The sequence below is a fragment of the Pseudoalteromonas rubra genome (assembly GCF_005887095.1).
In the GTDB taxonomy this organism is placed as follows: Bacteria; Pseudomonadota; Gammaproteobacteria; order Enterobacterales; family Alteromonadaceae; genus Pseudoalteromonas; species Pseudoalteromonas rubra_E.
This window is the reverse complement of sequence record NZ_PNCI01000103.1, coordinates 1-18677: the sequence shown is the minus strand read 5'-3', so window position 1 is coordinate 18677 and position 18677 is coordinate 1. Positions and strand designations below refer to the sequence as shown.

The window sequence follows — 18677 nt, the reverse complement described above, 5'->3', positions numbered from 1 at the left end:
GACGAAGTGTCATGTATTTCTCCATTCATACAGGTCTACACTACCGTCATCCCGCACTGGATGCGGGATCTACCAACAGACCACATCGCAGGCATGACAAATACATCGAAGCAAACCTACTCAGCACTGAAAAACAGGTTTAAATGGATCCCGCATCGCGTGCGGGATGACGACGGAGTTGTTGGAGGTGTTGTAGAATAGGGTAAGCCAGGAGTCGCTGCTGGAAGGCCACACTTCATGTGTAGTAAATACGCCGGTTCAAACATACTCCTTGCTTTCATGATGTATAGAGCGATTTCTGACGAAGTGTCATGTATTTCTCCATTCATACAGGTCTACACTACCGTCATCCCGCACTGGATGCGGGATCTACCAACAGACCACATCGCAGCAAACCTACTCAGCACCGAAAAACAAGTTTAAATGGATCCCGCATCGCGTGCGGGATGACAACGGAGTTGTTGTTGGAGGTGTGGTAGAGCAGGATGAGCCTGGAGCCACTGCTGAAAAGCTACTTCGTAGGCATGACAAATACACCGAAACAAACCTACTCAGCACTGAAAGGCTGGTTTAAACAGCTCCCGCATCCAGTGCGGGATGACAACGGTGTAGTTGGTAAATGGGTGAGTCTGGAGTCGTGGCTGGAGTGAATTAAAAGTGGTGTATGTTGTGCACCTTTATGCGCCGAGCTTTCTGAAGGCTAGCGACTTCGCGGCTGACTGAGTGCAAAGAGGAGTGAGTCTGTGAAGCTATTGCCGGAATATGGCAGGGGACACGGCTGTTTGTCTTTGGCGCTGATTATCTTGCATTGCTCTGTGTGCAATGAGTCGTTATGATAAATGTTCATTGTCGTGGTGTTGAGCTGATTGTGTCTCTGTATTTACTCGTTCTGCTTGTTATTTTTGCCCTCTTTGGATGTGCCTCTACTTATCTGGTGAAGTTTATTTATTGCTATTGGGTAAAGAAGCAGATTGAGATCCGATATGTCTGGTGGGCATGTCTGTGTGCGTTTTTGATAATACCTATCTCATTGCTAAGTCAGTGGTTGCTCTAGGGCTAGCCTGATAAATGATAGGCTGCCAGATGGATTTTACCTTCTGGCAGTTGTGAGGTGGTACGCTAGATTATTTCAGTGTGATTGCCTGGCATTGGCTATTGATACATAACGCCTGGATAGGCAATACTTGCTTGCAAACATCGCTGGGTGGAGTTTGTTGGTTAAGGGCATGCTCTTGCCGTGTTATAGCCAAAGCCATCCGCTCGACCTGGCTTTCATCTACATTGCGTACTGAGTACACAACATACTGACTTGGACCACCACAGGTTTGCCGCTCTCCTACTCCGATTACTTTGCATTGAAAGCTGGCATCGCATCCCTTATCAGCCACTAATTCCGACAGCGCCTGATTATCATCATTATCGGTTGCTTGCGTGGACTGAGTACTACTACAGCCAGTCAGTAAACCTGTGAGCAAAAAAAGCGCCAAACACTGATACTTCATTGAAAATCCCTAGTAGGTTGCCTGGTTTGAATGCTCGAGTTTAACACATTTATTGTTGACGCACTGAGTGGCTGGCACAGTCAAGTGCTGGCAAATACTGACCATTTGATTTTTGGCATTATAGGTGGCTTCGGCATGTGTTAACTTGTCGGCCAGCTCTTTGACTTTCTCTGGGTCCGCCGTCTTTGTTGAGAATATGACATAATCTGAGGGGCCGCCACAGGCCCGACTGCCAACCGGTAGCACCTGACACTGAGTCGTGGTGTCACACTCTTTGTCTTTGGTAATAAATTTAAGATAAGCACGTTGGTTTTTCAGCCTTGCTTCGCTGATCGCGTCTTCATCGATCTGGGCGATGGGTTCCGCCTTGTGTACTTTGTCTGCTGGGGTAGGTTTACTGTGCCCAACATCATGTCTGACAGCAGATTTAGTTTGTAGTTTGGCAGGCGCAACCGTTCGCTCGTCTGCGGTGTTCTGCTGAGCGTTGGTGGTTTCCTCGTTGTTCACGGGGTCGTTACCTGAAGCACTGCAGCCGGCAATGAAAAACAAACTGCAAAGAGAGAGTTTAAACGCGTTCATATCAGATCCTGTCTATTTTTCTTTCAGTGTGCCGCGCTTTTTCTCTTGTGACAAGATTCACGCGCCAAGTTTATTGGCGCGTGATACGGTTACAGCCCGCCAAGAGTGAGTTTTTGAGGATCCAGTAATTCACGTAGCTTAGTTTCACTTAAATCAGTGTGCTCGGCAGCAACCTCAATGATAGGGCGTCCTTGTTGATAAGCCTGTTTGGCGATGAAGGCGGCTTTTTCATATCCGATCACCGGATTTAAAGCCGTGACTAAGATTGGATTACGAGTGAGTGCCTCCTGCAGCCTGGGCTCATTGACCTTAAAGGTCGCAATGGCTTTGTCGGCAAGCAGGCGTGACATATTTGCCAGCAGCTCAATACTCTGCAAAATGTTATAGGCAATAACAGGCAGCATCACATTCAGCTCAAAATTTCCCGACTGACCGGCTACGGTGATTGTGGCGTCATTGCCGATCACCTGTGCACTGACCATGGCAGCGGCTTCCGGGATCACGGGATTGACTTTGCCTGGCATAATGGAAGATCCAGGCTGTAGAGCTTGTAATTCTATTTCACTCAGGCCTGCTAAAGGACCTGAATTCATCCAGCGCAGATCGTTGGCTATCTTCATATTGGCCACTGCGAGCGTTTTTAACTGGCCCGATAGCGCGACAATGGCGTCTTGCGATCCAATGTTATAAAAGAAGTTTTTGCTGGGGGTGAAGCGGATCCCCACATTACTGCTCAGATAGCTGTTGAAGGTAGCAGCAAAACGTTCATCGGCGTTCACTCCGGTGCCAACAGCTGTGCCGCCTTGTCCTAACTCATAGACCTTCTCGAGTGCCTGTACTATGCCCTCACAGGCAGAATCAACCTGATGCTGCCAGCCACTGAGTGTCTGTGCAAAAGTAACAGGCATGGCATCCATCAAATGGGTGCGGCCTGTTTTCACCAAATGGCCGACTTCTTTGCTCTTATGCTCAATCACCTGAGACAGGTGTTTAAGCGCGGGTAGTAGCTCGTACACTGCCAAAATGGCACTGCTGACATGAATTGCTGTAGGGATCACATCGTTGGAGCTTTGTCCCATGTTTACATGGTCATTGGGGTGGACTGTCTCGCCACTGAGTTGACTGGCCAATGATGCGATCACTTCGTTCGCATTCATATTGGAGCTTGTGCCTGAGCCGGTCTGAAAGACGTCAACAGGGAACTGTGACAAGTGCTCGCCATCAATGATTTGCTGGCAGGCAGCAACAATTGCCTGAGCCTTATCTGAGCCCAGATGACCCAGCTCTTGATTGGATTCTGCGGCTGCTTGTTTGATGTAAGCCAGCGCACGAATAAAACTGCTTGGCAGTGTTAGTCCACTGACCGGGAAATTGTTGATGGCACGCTGAGTCTGCGCCTGATAAAGCGCATCCTGTGGTACGTCTAACACACCCATGCTATCTGAAACCTGTCTAAATTCGCTCATAACTACTCCTAGCTGTACGGATTAAATTCATGGCTGATGATCCTGGCTTCCCGCTCTAGCAGGTAGAATTTATGTAAGCCTCTGCGTTTTGCTTTGTAATAGCGCTTCAGAGCGAGCAGCGGCTTATAGATTTGTTCCAGGCACTGCTGTCGCACACAAGTGTGCACCAGAGGATCAGCTATGTGGTTTAGTAATTCAAAGAATACTCGCCTGAGATACAGCTCCTGAAGCAATGCACAGGATTGTCGCTCGTACCATTTAGCCAAATCACACCCCGCACTGATAAATTCGGCGACCTGCTGAGGTGCGTCCAGATAAGGGCGAGCGCATTGTGCGTTTAAATGCGGCTTAAAATTGATGAGCGCAAGCGGTGTCAGCATAGTGGAGTATTCCTTTAGTGTAACGATAATAATTATCATTACACTAAAGGGGGGGAGTTAGCAAGCCCTGATTGTGTACAGAACTAATGCGGGTTAATTATACCCCAGTAAAAACTGCTGGGCCGTTTTCTCGCGCTCTTGTTCCGGGCTGGTCAAAAGATCTGCTACTTCCTGGCAGTAGTCTTCGCTTTCCAGTAAATTAGGTTCTGCATCCGTGTCTATCAGACCACGGCTTGTTAAAGGTAAATGAGAGAGAGCTGAGGTTGTCATAATGTGCTCCAAGCGTTGTGTCGAAATTTCAGTATAGACAATGCATGCTTTATACCAAGGATAAAATTGTATGTTTTTTATATGTTTAAGTTCATGCAATCTAAAACTGCTTGCATTTTAGCGACAGGATTGCATCAATAGAGCGCAAAATTGGATCACAGAGGTGCAAAATGGAAAAACCTTACTCTCAGGCATGTGAGAATAATAAGCAGCCAATACTCGAAAAAATACGTCCTTTTTTAGCTGAGGTCACGTTTGTACTGGAGGTCGGATCCGGTACGGGGCAACATGCCGCTTGTTTTGCGACTGCGCAGCCTCATTTAACCTGGCAGTGTAGTGATCTGGCCGTCAATCATGCTGGGATCCTGATGTGGAGTGAAGACAGTGGCGCTGGCAATCTACCCGCACCACTCACACTCGACCTGGCATCCACACCCTGGCCGGTGACTGAAGTTCCCGCGATTTATACCGCGAACACCTTGCATATTGTGTCTGAAACTTTGGTCCAAGCCTTTTTTGATGGGGTGGAACAGCACCTGGCTACAGGTGGACTGCTAATGGTTTATGGTCCCTTTAATTATAACGGCCAGTTTACCTCACCCAGTAACCAGGACTTTGACGCCTTTTTGCGCAGTCGAGATCCACACAGCGGGATCCGCAATATAGAATGGATCTGCTCTCTTGCCGAGCACGCTGAGCTGGTATTACAGGAAGACTATGCGATGCCGGCGAACAACCGCTTACTGATTTTTAAACGGCAGTAAACTCGCGCATTGGTTGCGATATTCCGTCATATGTAAGCGCTCCCGGGCCAGGTAGTCATCAATTGCCAGCGCAAAATCTGGCTGACTGATGTGGTGATAAGAGTGGGTGATTACAGGCTCAAAACCCCGTGCCAGCTTGTGCTCTCCCTGTGCGCCGGCGTCAAAGCGGCGCAATTTGTGACGAATGGCATACTCAATTCCCTGGTAATAACACAGTTCGAAGTGCAGGTGGTTATGGCTTTGTAGCGCGCCCCAGTAACGGCCATACAGGGTGTGCTCGTCGTGTAAGTACAGACTTGCTGCCACGACTTTATCCTGCTGAAATGCGCATACAATGGCAACCTGAGCGGCCATGGTCTCGCAGATACGCTGAAAAAAAGTGTCGTTCAGGTAGCCCTGATGTCCTGAACGCTTGAGATAGGTGGTGGCATAACACAGGTAAAATGCCTGCCTTATTTCTTCCGTGATCTCGTCTCCCTGATACCAGCGGATCGTGAGCGCCTGATCCTGGATTGCTTTGCGTTCTTTATTGATGGACTTACGCTTGCGCGACGTCATTGCGCCAAGAAAGTCGTTGAAATCCGAATAGTCATGATTTTTCCAGTGAAACTGCACACCGTGGCGCTCCATCAGATTCTGGCGCTGCCAGCCTGCCAACTGTGTCGGGAAATTGATATGCCAGCCCGACCAGCTATGTTGTTTTGCCTCCCGATGTAGCGCAGCCGTTGCATAGTCATAAAGTGCATCGGGTATCGGATTGCTGGATAAAATGCGACTCCCCACCACAGGCGTAAACGGAATGGCACAGATCCACTTGGGATAATAGGGCAACTGGTGACGCTCATACGCTTCGGCCCAGGCCCAGTCAAATACGTATTCGCCATATGAGTGGAGTTTAATATAGCCGGGCAGCAGCGCGATCAATTGAGTGTCCTGATATACCAGCAGGTGATAGGGCAGCCAGCCCGTCTGTTCACCGACACAGCCGCTGTGCTCCAGTGCGTCCAGCCAGGCAACACTACTAAACGGAGACTGGCCAGAAAGTGCTGTACGCTCGGCGGCGGATAGTGTCGAAAGCTGAGTGATAAAACGATGTTGATACATAGGTTATTGTATTGCCCTGTCCAAAAACTGGAGCAGCTGCGCAACCATAGGATCATAATCGGGATTAAAGGACACCCGGACCAAAGGAGCGTGTTGCGCCAGGTTTGTTGCACTGCGCTCGCCAAAATACGGTTTTTCTGTGGTCTTACAGTGTGTAAAGGCCACAATGTCCTCCAGGTAGGAATCGCAATTGCGAAAGGTTCCCGCTCTGCCGTAATAAGGATGATCCGGTGGATTTAACATGCCAATATGCGACATATCAATGACCCTGTCGAGGGTGGTGACGTTAGTTACGTTAATCGACTCAGGTAACGCAGTAATGGGTTTTGGGGCATAGACGCGCAGTGCCAGCGGGGCGGTGCGATCTTGTGCCCAGCGGGTCAGCAACTCATAGGTCGCCTGACTGTCAATGGTGCCATCAACATCGCTGGCAATGGTCAGAGTTGGCAGTGAGGCTGGTAATTTGGCTGCTCGCATATTGGCCATGGCCTCTTCTACCAGCGTGACCGCGTGTAAAGGAAACGACTCATATTTTGCCAGATCCAGATCGGCCCTCTTATCAACCCAGTCAACCCAGGGCAGCCAGTCCAGCCATTTTGCCAGCCAGGCCACTTCGCTGTGGCTTTGCGTAGCCGGTGCCACTAGCACCAAAGCCGCCAGGTTATCAGGCCGACGGGCAGCTATTTCTGTGGTTGCCAGGGCAGCCCCGGTTGAATAGCCAAGCACTGCAAAATGGTTATAGTCACTGGCTGTTCGCGAAATGGCATATCGCACATGCTGTTGCCAGTCCCGGTAGTCGACTTCTTTCAGGTCGCTGGCTGCAGTACCGTGGCCGGGTAACAACATAGTCCTGACGTCATAGCCTTGCGCAAACAAATCCGCAGCCAGAGTGTGAAAAATAAAGGGCGAGTCGGTTAATCCATGGATCAGGAGTACAGCCTTTTGATTGTTCGGATGTGTTAATTCAAATGGAGCAACGTAATCAGCTATCTGAGTTGCAGGATCGGAGAGCTGCGCCGACACTTTGGTTGCCAGCTCACAACGGAGTGTGGCTTTTGGGTTGCGTGCCAGGATCAGCGCTCGGGTTGCCCTGAGATAGGCTGCGTACGACTGCGCCTCGGGAATATCCAACACGGCTGGGCCCACGTCATTGGCATAGCGATACGTGCCCTGCTGCGCGTCGATTTGATAGCGGGACAGGTCGCTTACCAGCTCCAGACAGGTCTGTGCCTGTTGTGCTTGTGCTGGTGTCGCAACAAGCTGTGCCAGGCCGGCCAGTATGAAAAACAAATACCCTTTTTTAATCATGACAGTCGATATTGTATTAAGCATTGCACCAGCTTATCGCGCTCCAGTGGTTTTGCAAGGTGACTATTAAACCCGACAGAGACTGCATAGGCCTTATCCTCAGGCATCACGTCGGCAGTCAGCGCGATAATCGGCAATTGTTGCTGACTGAATTGTTTGCGTAATAGTGTGGTTGCCTGATAGCCGTCTAGCAACGGCATCTGACAGTCCATAAGCACCAGATCAAAGTCCTGCTCTGCACACACGTCGACGGCCTGCTGACCATCGCTCACCAGCACAAATTCGACTTCAATAGATTGCAGCATGGCTTTAATAACCAGTTGATTAACCGGGTTGTCTTCTGCAACCAGCACATGCATGCCCTTCAGTAAGGAGTGGTCAAGTTCGGCTTTGTCTGCCAGTTGGGCATCGCCAAACGGGCAGCGCAAAGAAAAAGTGAAGGTGCTGCCTTGCCCCGGGGTGCTTTGTACCGAGAGTTGCCCATCCATCAGCCCCACCAGCTCTTTGCTGATAGCCAGGCCCAGACCCGTGCCACCAAAGCGTCGGGAGGTAGAGGCATCGGCTTGTGTGAAAGGCGCAAAAATCAGTTGCTGTTTATGAGAGTCAATACCAATACCTGTGTCGATGATAGAAAAAGTAAGTAGGTAGTCACTGTCTCCATGGAGTGCCTCACAGTGGAGGGTTACTTTACCGTTGTCGGTAAACTTGATGGCATTGCTGCACAGATTGAGCAAGATCTGCTCTATTCTGAGTTCATCCGCCTTGAGCCAGCAGGCTCCACTGATATTGGTATTCAGTTGCCATTGTAAACCTTTATCCGCGGCGCTGGTGGTAAACAGACTATCAATCCGGCCAAGCAGCTCTTGTAAATCAAAGTCATGGCGTTCGATGACCAGATGGTTGGATTCAATCTTGGCAATATCGAGAATGTCATTGACCAGGTTAAGCAGTGTTTTTGCGGCCATATCAATGCGGCTGGCGTAAGACTGCAGGGTGTCAAAAGAGTGGGTTGTTTTCATCAAAGAAGCAAAGCCCACCACGGCATTTAGTGGGGTACGGAGCTCGTGGCTCATATTGGCCAGAAACCGACTCTTGGCCTGGTTTGCTCGTTCAGCATCTTCAACCGCCTTGCGCAGCGATTGAGTGCGCTGTTCCACCAGATGGTTAAGTTCGTAATGCTGATAGTTGTTGAGCAACACAATAAAAGTGATCAACGCGGTAATACTTAACTGCAATAACAACAGTAACACTGTCTGTCTGTGGTTGAGGCTGGCGACAAAATCGGCCCTGAGTTCAAGTTTTATACGCCAAATCTGGCCACCAAATTGAATGCGGGTTTCGAACAGGTTGTCTGCAGACATTTGGGTGGTCGAGAATGGCTGATTGCGATAGAAGGGCTGTGCATTACTGCCATCAAATACCGCAACGTTGTAGCTGTCAGCCTGAGACTTTTTCAACACAGAGCCCAGTAAAGTATCCGTTTGCACCACGGCTGTGGCATACCCCAGAATATCCGTCTGTGGATCTGTGGCGTCACGATGGTAGACCGGTGAAAACAACAAGTAGGCAGGAATAGGAGGGTTACTTTGCACTAACTCAATGATGTCTGTGGCCTGTGGTCGTATAGTGATCGTCGGGTTTTCTAATGCCTGTTTGCGGTTTTCCCGTGAATACACGTTAAAACCCAGTGCGCTGAAGTTCTCGGCCTGCGGTGAAACATAGGTGACAACCACCAGGGGATCATCGGGGGCCAGCGGCAACCCTTTGAGTTTAACCCGGCCATCATACAGCGCATCGAATTGACGCTGAAGCGCGTTCCCCTGTGTTTGATTAAGCCTGACATTCCAGGAAATAGCGCGTAAGAAGGGGTAGCGGTTACGCTGCTGCTGCGCTATCTGATGAAATTCCTCAGCGTTCACCTCACTAAGCGATTGCAGCTTTGCGGCCACACCTTGCACTGCCAGCATACTGAGATTGACCTGTTGCAACAGCAGGTTCTCTATCAGTCTTAATTCTCTTTGCGCCTCACGCTTTGCAGCCTGAATATTACCCTGATTATATAAATAGGTTGTCAGTACCACAGATAAAAACAGCACAAAGCTGGTGGCAAAAACGTTACGACTGCGGTGATAACTGTGTTGCTTAAACGCCCATGCATCGAGCATCAGCAGTAACAGGGGAGTAAAAATCAGGATACCGAGGCTGTCGCCCAGCCACCAGGCCACCACGTTTTGCCAGTGATGAGTGAATTGATACTCGGGGTTAAACAGGCTGAGCGAGAATACGCCGATATTCGCGGAGATCAGATTCGCGAGTATGCCAACCAAAAAAATGTAATAGGCAATGTGCTTACGAGAGCGCATTCGTAACGGATCGCCGAGCCAGTGCCGCAGGAGCAACCCGCCTGCTAACCCCTGCAGGCAGGCACCGAGTGCAATAATGGAAACTTGCAGATACTGCGATAAGCTTGCCTGGCTAAATACATAGCCATGGGCCGTGGTCCAGTTAAACAGCGCAGAGGCTAAAAATATGCCGGGCAAAAAGCGCCAGCCCCAAATCAGCACACCCACCAGGCCGACGCCCGCCGGTAGCCAGATGGGCAACACCTGATCCTGAAACGCAAATGCGGTCAGGGCTTTGCCCAGCGCAAAATAGCTCAGAGTCATAAGCACATAAGCAACCCACTGATGATGCACTGTGCGAAATTGGAACTGCATATGGATCGAATCCTTTGCGTTAAACCGGCAGGGGTCGTTTGCTAAACGTTTGCTTTAAAACGATAGTTGACTCAATCCCTGCAATACAGCCGATGGCGCCAAGACGATGTTTGACAAAATGCTCGTAACTGGGCAGATCCTCGGCAATGATTTCGAGTAAGTAATCATGCGCCCCAGACACCACTGAGCAGCTGAGTACCTGTTGCAGCTGCTCTGCATGAGACTCAAACTGAGTGGCGGCCTGTGCGGAGTTCTCACTCAGGCGAATAAACGCATACACCAGTACAGTATAGCCCAGTGATTGCGGTGCTAAGTTAGCGTGGTAACCTAAAATCACCCCATCTTGTTGTAACTTTTTGACGCGCCTGAGGCAAGGGGTGTCAGACAAACTGGCTTGTTCAGCAAGTTGAGCATTACTGAGACGGGCATTGTCCTGCAGTGCCCGAAGAAGAATACGATCTTTGTTATCCAAGTGCGCCATAGTAGTGAATTCTGCTAATGATTAGGTTGATTTTTTATATTGTTACTAATCTAGTCTAGCGTTCACATGAATTTTAGCAACTCTTAGCGCATAAGGTTTGGTAGCCTGAGACTCGTAATTTGGGGAGCTACAGATGACCACACTAACACACGCATTTGATCACTGGATCCGCAGTGATTTTGTTACGCTTAACGACAAGCTGGAAGCTGCGTACTGGCAGCAACAGGACAAGGCCAATGTTGAAGGTGTAGAAGATGAGATAAAACAACAACTACTCAACGAAGGCCAGCAGCATATCCAGGCATTGCTGGCCGAAGGTAATACCGATGAGGGCTTTGACAATGCATTCGACCTGCTGGGCAACGTGGGGCTGTATATGGCTGCCTGCCGCCGACATGAACTCACCGAGCCGAGCCGGGAACAGTACTCGCCCCTGAAAGAGGCATCGGCACTTGCGATGCACATTGGGGCATCCATCGGTGTCACGCCACGCTTTGCAACGGCACATCTGACCACGCACAATCGCGCAATAAATGGAGTATATAAACGCTTTACCAGTCATCCGGCCGAGCAGCTGTTTATCGATTACAATACCCGGGCTATTTTGGCCTACAAACGTGCCGCAGAGTGCCTATTAAAAATCCAGCCGCTGGGCATTTCGCATCCCATGACGCCCGTGCTGCTGACACAGGTCAAAGACGCTTTGCTAGATGTGATCCGCTCGAACCAGTGTTTGTTCGAACAGCTGGACACCGATGCATTCTTTTATGTTGTTCGTCCCTATTACAAACCGTACCGGGTGGGTAAAGAAGTCTACCGCGGAGCCAATGCCGGGGACTTTGCCGGGATCAATGTGATCGATATGATGCTGGGCTTGTGCCAGGCCAATGACGTGAACTACGCTCAGATGCTGGTGGACAAGTTCCTGTATATGATGCCCGAGGATCAGGCCACGCTGCGCGAATGCATGCGTTTACCTAATTTAATGGATGCCTTTGTCGCGGCGGCTGAACAGCACCACAGCAGCAGCTGGTATCAGGAAGCCGTGAGTGCGTTTGTGCAGGTGTGCAAGCTGCACGGTGATACTGCCATTCAGCATCATAATCAGCTGGTAGAAAAGTACATTGCCCAGCCATCGGGCGATATGAATACTCAGCATCTGGATAAAGTGACGGCCAGCGGACCACCTTTACCTGTGCTGCTGAACCAGTTGGCATTGCTACGAGACAAGCGGGCAGCTGCAAAACGCGAAGACGTGTTTACCCGCTATGATGATTTAAACATACTGCGTCGCAGTATCGTGAAGGGCACACAATGAAACAGGCAGACTTTTCCTTACCTCAGGGTCACTATTTGCTCAGCCACTCGGTAGGCCGACCTCTGGCGACGGCTGAACAGGACTTTATGCAGCGCTACTTTCATCCCTGGGCTGGCGACAACCATGAGCCCTGGTATCAGTGGCTCGATGGCATACAGCAATTTACCTCGGCGCTGGCCAGGCTGTTCAATAGTCAGGCCGACTATTTTTGCCCGCAAAGCAACCTCTCCAGTGGGTTAACTAAGTTTGTGATGAGCTTGCCGGAAACGGGCCGCCAGACAGTACGTGTGCTGATGAGTGAGAGTGACTTCCCCAGCATGGGGTTTGTACTTCAGCAGGCCGTTGCGGATGTTGAAATCCACTTTATCCCCGCTGATCTGGATATGTCCGATCTGAGTGTCTGGCAGCAGCATTTACACAGTGAGATTGACTGGGTATTCGTCAGCCAGGTGTATTCTAATACAGGCCAGCAGGCACCTGTTTCAGCCATCACGGCACTTGCCAAAGCACAGGGCTGTCGGGTGATCGTCGATATCGCTCAGGCCGCGGGTGTGATCCCCATAGATTTGTCCGACAGTGCGGCGGACTGTGTGCTGGGTTCCTGCGTAAAATGGCTGTGTGGCGGACCCGGTGCCGGGTTTATCTGGGTCAATCCCGATGTTCTGCCACACTGTCAGCCCAAAGACGTTGGCTGGTTTTCTCATCAGAACCCGATGGAGTTTGATATTCATCACTTTGCGCCCCATGATAGTGCACTGCGCTTCTGGGGTGGCACACCGTCTGTGGCCGCTTATATATTTGCCGCTCACAGCATGCATTACTTTGCTGATCTGGGGGTGGCACAGGTGAGGGCGCATAACCTGAGCATGCTGGCGCGTTTACAGGCGCAGCTGGCTCCCTGGTATGTCGCACCGACCGATGCAAAACGCTGCTCCGGCACGGCCATTCTCAACGCCGGTGCGGCCCAGGACGCCGTATTATCGGCCTTAAAAGAGGCCAGGATAGCGGTCGATGCGCGTAAGCTGGGGATCCGGGTTTCACCGCATATCTATAACACTGAGCAGGATATCGACGCCTTCATTAAGATCTTTACCCGCGCCGTATCAGCCTGAACGGCGTTTACCCAGCCCGAGCGCCCGTTTGGTTTTGGTTTTTACCGAACGCCAGTGGGTAACGGGCTGCTTAGGCGCCAGTTGTAGCAGCTGCGCAAAATCAATGTCGGCATATGCAAGCTCACTGTGGTGCGCCAGCATCACAGTGGCGGGGGACAGCTGTTGCAGTTTAAGCAGTGTTGCCCGGTAAAGCCGGGGGTAAAACACCGGATAAGGCGGGATGAGTTTGCCGCGCACCTGCACCATCACATCGGCGATATACACTGTACTGCGGTGTGCATGATAGAGGCTGATGTCTCTGTCTGTGTGGCCGGGAGTGTGCAAGGCCTGCCAATCTTCAAAGCCTGGCAGTTTGGCGCCATCGGGCAGATACACATCGGGTGTCAGGGTGCGTGAATACCAGAGGTTTTTTCGTGCTTTGCGTTTGCGCCCGGCGACCCATAACGCCAGTGCGATGTCCGATAAATGCATCAGCATACCATCCAGGCCCCGATACCACTGACCCGGGCAATTGGCCGTGGCAATCTGTGCACCGGTTAATTTACGTAAATAATGTGCCCCGCCGGCATGATCTGGGTGCATATGGGTCACTACGATCAACCTCAGCTGATGGAGCGGGCGGTTCAGGTCATCGGTAATAAACTGGCAGATCATCGCAACATCTGCGCGACTACAGCCGTCCAGCAGCAACAGCTTATCCGGGTAAGCCACCAGATAGATATTCTGAATATAACCTTCGAGTGTATGAATTTTCATGTAGGGAGTTAATTCGCACTGACACATCTCTTATTGGTAACACATCTGACCAGATAGGCAAAACGAAATTATCTGTTAATGAGGCGGTAGTCTGACGCTGTTTTTATGCCTGCTTCTTAACGTTGTTGCAAAGTTATCCTCTTTTTTTCATGAATATAATCATAAAGTGACATTGTTTGTTTGCTTTTTGTCCACTTGTCTCTGTTTGAGGTTTTCGTACGTGCCTTTAATTGATACATTTGCGCCCAAATAATTTAACATATATTAGGATGTTGTTTTGAATTGGTTTTATTTGTGCGTGGCGTTGTTAATGGTGGTAGGCTATCTACCCCAGGGCAATGCGCAGCAAACGTCCGGGGCTAATTATAATGAGTACGGACCTCAATTACCCCGACACGCCCGCGGCATACACCTCAAAGGCAGCCGCGATCAGCTAAGCTGGCCGGCGGTTTCAGGCGCAACGTATTACTACATCGAGGCCTATGAGGGCTATGAGGTGTATCAGGCACGCCACAACAGCGCGATACGTGACGGTATCATGGGTAACGACACGCAAGCGTTCACTCAGGTGGCCGCTGCCAGTGCAAGCTTTTCCGGTTCTGGTGCCGCAATTATACGGCGCTACAAAAGCTACAGCACAAGCTATACCCTGGACGCCCCGTTTGCAGATGCCCGTTACCTGATTATGCCCTGTAATCAACTGGACTGCGGCGCAGGCTTTGTTGCCGAGTTATACGACGCACAGCAGTACCATCTGGGCATAGAAACCTTTCAGACCGACAAACTCACCGTACTGCCCTGGGAGCAGGCTCAGCTCAGCTGGGACGTCGCCGGAGCCTACAGCGTGACTTTGCTTAAAAATGGCCAGCCATATCGTACAGGTTTGCCGAACAAGGGCAGCGAAGCGGTGAAGCTTGAACAAAGCGCGCTGTTTACGCTGCGGGCCGAGGGCCACACTCGTCGCGTGATTGAAAAGCAGGTTCAGCTTGTATACCAGCAGGTTGACGACCCCGACACAATACACCATGGCGCCTACTCTGTGCGTTTGCAATCTCTGGGGCTGGATCCGGTGCCGCGTACTGTGGTTGCTGTGGATGACAAATATTTATTCCTGGTAGATAAGCAAAATGCGCTGCACAAGATTGACCACCGACCGGCGCAGGCCAAAGTTGTCTGGACCCAGCAGTTGAGCGGAAAAGTGCTTAATCGGCCGCTGGTATTTAGTAGCGGTCTGTATTTTGGGGTCAGCAAGCTCGACGGCAGTGGTGAAGTGTGTCGGGTTTCTGTTTATTACTCTACCTCTGCCCGTTGCAAAACAACCAGTGATGGTGTGGTTGCCGGGGCTACTGTCGTGCGCAGAACCAGTACCGCGGCACAACCCATAGACGGGCCCTTTGGTGTTGGCACAATGACGGCCTTGCCACCGGTCCCGCTTAACGACTACGGCATTATCTTTATCGACAACAAAGGGCTGATGATGGAATACGACAGGGCCCTGAGTAAGCTGCATCAAAGTGCTTACCTGCCAGAGCAAATGCGTGACAGTGCCTCGATTGTAACCCCTGCGGTAGACGCGCAGGCGCGCACTTTGTACCTGCCATTTGTTAAATCCAGCAACGGCCAGCGCAGTGTGGCTGCTATTTCTATTGATGATCCGGGGGCCATTGACAACACGACGCCGGTTGTCCCCATCGACCCGGGTGGCCCGATATTACCCGTCGATCCCCATGATCCGATCGGACCTGGTAATCCCATTGACCTGTTTTCTGTGCCCATGCGCCTGCCGACAGAGCAGCAGCTGGCGCGTGATATACAAAACGCCGCCTATAACGAAAACATGATCACCGTAGAGTGGGTACACGACACAGGAGCAGGCAATGAATAAGATTATTGTATTATTTGGGTGCCTATTGTTAAGCGGGGCTGCTGAAGCAACCACACCTACGACAGGCACCGGGGTGACTCTGTCTGAGTCGGCCTTGCTCACGCGTTCAGCGCCTCTTAACAGTACAGAGCTTGCCAACAAACGCAGATACTGCTCAAGAGAACACTATCGGGAGCAGGTGGATAATCACAATGACCCCATCACGGTGCATGCACACATGGTGACACCCAGTCAAACATTGAACATGCTTGCTAACTATGTACACCTGACCCTCAAAAATGAGACCAAAGGCACCACCCACACACTGATTGAGGGAGACAGTCCTGGCAGTGGCGGGGTGTACAATGCGTATGACTATTTAGTGCGTGTGTCAGAAGTCGGCGAATATACCCTGACGGCCAAGTATTTTTTTCGCAGTCATAATACCGATGCATTAGATGGCGTCCATGTACAGAAAGTATTCTGTACTAATAAAATCAGTGTGGTAGAAAAAACTCCCATCAAACTGGCTTTTTCTGCTGAGGTTAACGAGCTCACGCTGGCGCTAAAGGTGACAGCGAGTGGAGCCGAGTTAAACGCTTTAAAAATCTGCAAAGCAAATAGCGCCGGTGGATGTGATGGCTCAGCCCTCTATTCATGTACCAGCAGCCCAGATAATGCTTGTCAGGGCAAAGACATCTCGGCTTCAGTAACCTATCCGCTGCAGTACAACGAAGAGCAGAGGTTTGTGGCCATTGCCACAGACTATTTTGGCACAACAGGGCGTGCTGAATATGCCCAGCCAAAAATTGTAGAGCCAAACACCTCATCAACCGTGTCGCTTGCTGTGTACACTCAACAGGGTCAACCGCTTGCTGATGGTGACACACTGTTTGATGACCAAGATGTGATTGTGGTCGCTGAGATTGAGGATGGTGACACCACAGAACCTAACTGGCCCAGTGCTGCTACGCTAAATGCTCAGGTCGGTAACAGCAGCCGTACTTATGCGCTGGACGGTGCAGGTACGCTTACGCTAAACGATAACCAATCAAGAGTGCTTACCTGTTTCAAGTCAGGTAATTCAGTGGTTAATCGTAACAAGACGGCCTGTTTCAGACAGTATCCGCTCTCGGCTACCACAACCTTGATTGCCAGGTCAGGGGACGGCATATCCAACGCTGTCACACTCAATATGGCCACCCGGCCCAATCTGACAGGCATTGAATTAAGCGACGATGTGGTATTGCCGAATACGCCGATGTCGGTACAGCTGGAGGCTATGGATGATGGCAAGCCGGTCGACTTGCACAGACTCTCTTTGTGCCTGGTGCCAGGAGAAGGCGTTGGGGTGGCCAGTTGCCAGGGCGCAACCCCAATCAGTGTAGACAGCCTCACGGTGAGCAGTGGTGTTTATACCGCGTCCTTTAATGCCAATGCGGCACCAGGCCGGTATGCCTTGGTGATGATTGTGGCCGACGATACGGACAGGCCAGAAGCGCAGGCGCTGTCGGCTGTGCCTTTTACCGTACAAAACAGTGCGGGAATTACCCTAAACTACAACAGCAGTAACACACAGCGCACGCGTGGCGTTGAGTACAGCGAACAAATCGAAATCGGCGCGCTCAGCTCTGAGCACAGCCATGTATGTCGTATCGCGCTGGTTGAGCCAAACACGGCAAGTAACGGTACCCTGATCGCCAGCCAAAAGATAGATCAACCCTTGCCCCTGCTGGAAGACACTCCGGGGACTGTGTCTGCCACCATGAAATGGACCCCCGGATTGGCACTGCCTAAGTCTCTGAAGGTAAAAGTCCGGGCATATCTGCGCACGGGTAGCCAATGTGATGAGCAGAGCGAACACTTTGTCGACAGCACAGCAACCTATTCGTATACGCTTAACTCTCTGGTGCCCATTAATCCACGGCTTGAGCTGGCGCATGATGGCGCAACGAAACCCGGGGTGATAGACATTACATTAACGCGCAACGGCGGACAAGGTGGCGATCATGCAACGGGTTACGACGTGTATGAATATGTGAAGGACACCTCAGCCGCGCCGCCTGCTCAGCTTAGTGAGTGGGAGCGTATAGCGACACTGTCGGCAGACAACCTGGTGCTGAAAACGAGCATCGTCAAACCTGTCCTTGATCATAATAAGCATGCGTTTTATTGCGCGGTGGCCACCAATACCGACCACAGCGGCGAACTAAAATACAGTAACGCGGACTGTGATCAGACGCAGATCCGCAATGAGGGCACAGCCCCGCCACGGGCTTACTTTAGTAATGCCGGACACTTCTTTGGACCTTACACCTTAGAGATTGACTCTGAACGAGCCTATGACGCACAGAGCAGCTTGCAGTGGTACTTTAAGCTCGAACGTAAAATTGGTGATGGATACTGGTATACACTGGCCAGTAAATTGCCGGTCAGCCGTTTCAACGAGCATGGTCCGGAAGTCACTTACCGGGTGGCATCAGCCAGAGCCGATCAAATTGTGCAGTATCGGGTCACAGCCTATAATCGCAATGGTGCGCAGAGTGCACCAAGCACTCAGACGGTACAACACACCAATGCAAAAATCGTTGGGGTAACCAAAGGCACTAATACACGAGAGTATATCGTTTCAGGCGCGGCGTTTGCCTCAACGGGCAATATTGTCTCGGTGCAGCAAAATACCACCGGGATCAGCCATCAGCTGAGTGCTGCCGACATCACCTATGTCAGCAGTCATGAGCTTAAGATTAAGGTGCCCGCATCGATAGACACGGCTTATTCCAATGGTGGCTTTGTGGTGGGTGTAAAAAATGCGCTCCTTGGTGCCAGTTATGCCACCTATAATGCCGACAGCACCTCCGGACAGGTGGAAGATCCGCTTAATTATACGCCTACAGTGGGCTTTAATGGCCAGCAGTATCTGGGCAAAGGGAGTGCAATTTATGCCGAAAAGGACCAGCGTACCCTGTGGTATCGGACCACCGGCGGTACGCTCAGCTCTCGTCCGGTTGTCACTCAGTCGGGCAGTGGCAGCGATGTGATTTTTGCAGGCTCGC

The 18677-nt window shown here is 50.9% G+C and carries 17 protein-coding genes; 7 read left to right on the top strand and 10 right to left on the bottom strand.

Annotated features, from left to right (window positions below; all coding sequences use genetic code 11):
* Positions 1-485: 485 nt before the first annotated feature.
* Both CWB99_RS24295 and CWB99_RS23270 read left to right on the top strand, forming a co-directional pair.
* On the top strand, positions 486-650 hold the full coding sequence (locus CWB99_RS24295; RefSeq protein WP_171045439.1) for a hypothetical protein: 165 nt from the start codon (positions 486-488) through the stop codon (positions 648-650).
* Between the two features lie 182 nt (positions 651-832).
* Positions 833-1054, top strand: a complete 222-nt coding sequence (locus tag CWB99_RS23270; protein ID WP_249332087.1) for a hypothetical protein — start codon at positions 833-835, stop codon at positions 1052-1054.
* A 70-nt stretch (positions 1055-1124) separates the two neighbouring features.
* Here the strand turns inward: CWB99_RS23270 and CWB99_RS23265 are convergent, their stop codons facing one another.
* The 5 genes from CWB99_RS23265 to CWB99_RS24290 form a co-directional block, all read right to left on the bottom strand.
* A complete protein-coding gene (locus CWB99_RS23265) occupies positions 1125-1502 on the bottom strand; it encodes a hypothetical protein (protein ID WP_138551235.1) in 378 nt (125 codons plus the stop codon).
* 9 nt (positions 1503-1511) lie between these two features.
* Complete coding sequence (locus CWB99_RS23260) at positions 1512-2081, bottom strand: hypothetical protein (RefSeq protein WP_138551236.1); 570 nt, start codon at positions 2079-2081, stop codon at positions 1512-1514.
* Positions 2082-2170: 89 nt separating this feature from the next.
* Positions 2171-3547, bottom strand: coding sequence for a class II fumarate hydratase (locus tag CWB99_RS23255; protein WP_138551237.1), 1377 nt, complete (start codon positions 3545-3547; stop codon positions 2171-2173).
* An 8-nt stretch (positions 3548-3555) separates the two neighbouring features.
* Positions 3556-3927, bottom strand: coding sequence for a hypothetical protein (locus tag CWB99_RS23250; RefSeq protein ID WP_138551238.1), 372 nt, complete (start codon positions 3925-3927; stop codon positions 3556-3558).
* A 93-nt stretch (positions 3928-4020) separates the two neighbouring features.
* The gene (locus CWB99_RS24290) at positions 4021-4197 is read right to left on the bottom strand and encodes a hypothetical protein (protein ID WP_171045438.1); all 177 of its coding nucleotides are present in this window, start codon (positions 4195-4197) and stop codon (positions 4021-4023) included.
* 170 nt (positions 4198-4367) lie between these two features.
* Between CWB99_RS24290 and CWB99_RS23245 the strand changes: the two genes are divergently transcribed.
* Positions 4368-4961 carry a DUF938 domain-containing protein gene (locus CWB99_RS23245; RefSeq protein WP_138551239.1) on the top strand — a complete coding sequence of 198 codons (594 nt, stop codon included), beginning with the start codon at positions 4368-4370 and terminating at the stop codon, positions 4959-4961.
* Here CWB99_RS23245 and CWB99_RS23240 read toward each other — a convergent pair.
* The 4 genes from CWB99_RS23240 to CWB99_RS23225 are packed head-to-tail and all read right to left on the bottom strand — an operon-like array spanning position 4938 to position 10571.
* Positions 4938-6065 carry a GNAT family N-acetyltransferase gene (locus tag CWB99_RS23240; RefSeq protein ID WP_138551240.1) on the bottom strand — a complete coding sequence of 376 codons (1128 nt, stop codon included), beginning with the start codon at positions 6063-6065 and terminating at the stop codon, positions 4938-4940. The genes CWB99_RS23245 and CWB99_RS23240 overlap by 24 nt on opposite strands.
* 3 nt (positions 6066-6068) lie before the next feature.
* Positions 6069-7397: an alpha/beta hydrolase gene (locus CWB99_RS23235; protein WP_138551241.1), complete on the bottom strand. Its 1329-nt coding sequence runs from the start codon at positions 7395-7397 to the stop codon at positions 6069-6071.
* On the bottom strand, positions 7370-10090 hold the full coding sequence (locus CWB99_RS23230) for an ATP-binding protein (RefSeq protein WP_138551242.1): 2721 nt from the start codon (positions 10088-10090) through the stop codon (positions 7370-7372). The genes CWB99_RS23235 and CWB99_RS23230 overlap by 28 nt, the downstream gene beginning before the upstream one ends.
* Positions 10091-10109: 19 nt before the next feature.
* Positions 10110-10571 carry an Lrp/AsnC family transcriptional regulator gene (locus tag CWB99_RS23225; RefSeq protein ID WP_054017705.1) on the bottom strand — a complete coding sequence of 154 codons (462 nt, stop codon included), beginning with the start codon at positions 10569-10571 and terminating at the stop codon, positions 10110-10112.
* Positions 10572-10704: 133 nt separating this feature from the next.
* Between CWB99_RS23225 and CWB99_RS23220 the strand changes: the two genes are divergently transcribed.
* A complete protein-coding gene (locus CWB99_RS23220) occupies positions 10705-11889 on the top strand; it encodes a PrnB family protein (RefSeq protein WP_138551243.1) in 1185 nt (394 codons plus the stop codon).
* A complete protein-coding gene (locus tag CWB99_RS23215) occupies positions 11886-13001 on the top strand; it encodes an aminotransferase class V-fold PLP-dependent enzyme (RefSeq protein ID WP_138551244.1) in 1116 nt (371 codons plus the stop codon). The genes CWB99_RS23220 and CWB99_RS23215 overlap by 4 nt, the downstream gene beginning before the upstream one ends.
* Here CWB99_RS23215 and CWB99_RS23210 read toward each other — a convergent pair.
* Positions 12993-13757: an MBL fold metallo-hydrolase gene (locus CWB99_RS23210; RefSeq protein WP_138551245.1), complete on the bottom strand. Its 765-nt coding sequence runs from the start codon at positions 13755-13757 to the stop codon at positions 12993-12995. The two genes, CWB99_RS23215 and CWB99_RS23210, sit on opposite strands and share 9 nt — an antisense overlap.
* A 277-nt stretch (positions 13758-14034) precedes the next feature.
* On the opposite strand from CWB99_RS23210, the gene CWB99_RS23205 reads away from it, so the two are divergent.
* Positions 14035-15642, top strand: a complete 1608-nt coding sequence (locus CWB99_RS23205; RefSeq protein ID WP_138551246.1) for a hypothetical protein — start codon at positions 14035-14037, stop codon at positions 15640-15642.
* Positions 15635-18677, top strand: a 3043-nt coding sequence (locus CWB99_RS23200) for a hypothetical protein (RefSeq protein WP_138686237.1), incomplete at its 3' end; no start/stop codon positions are given. The genes CWB99_RS23205 and CWB99_RS23200, both read left to right, overlap by 8 nt.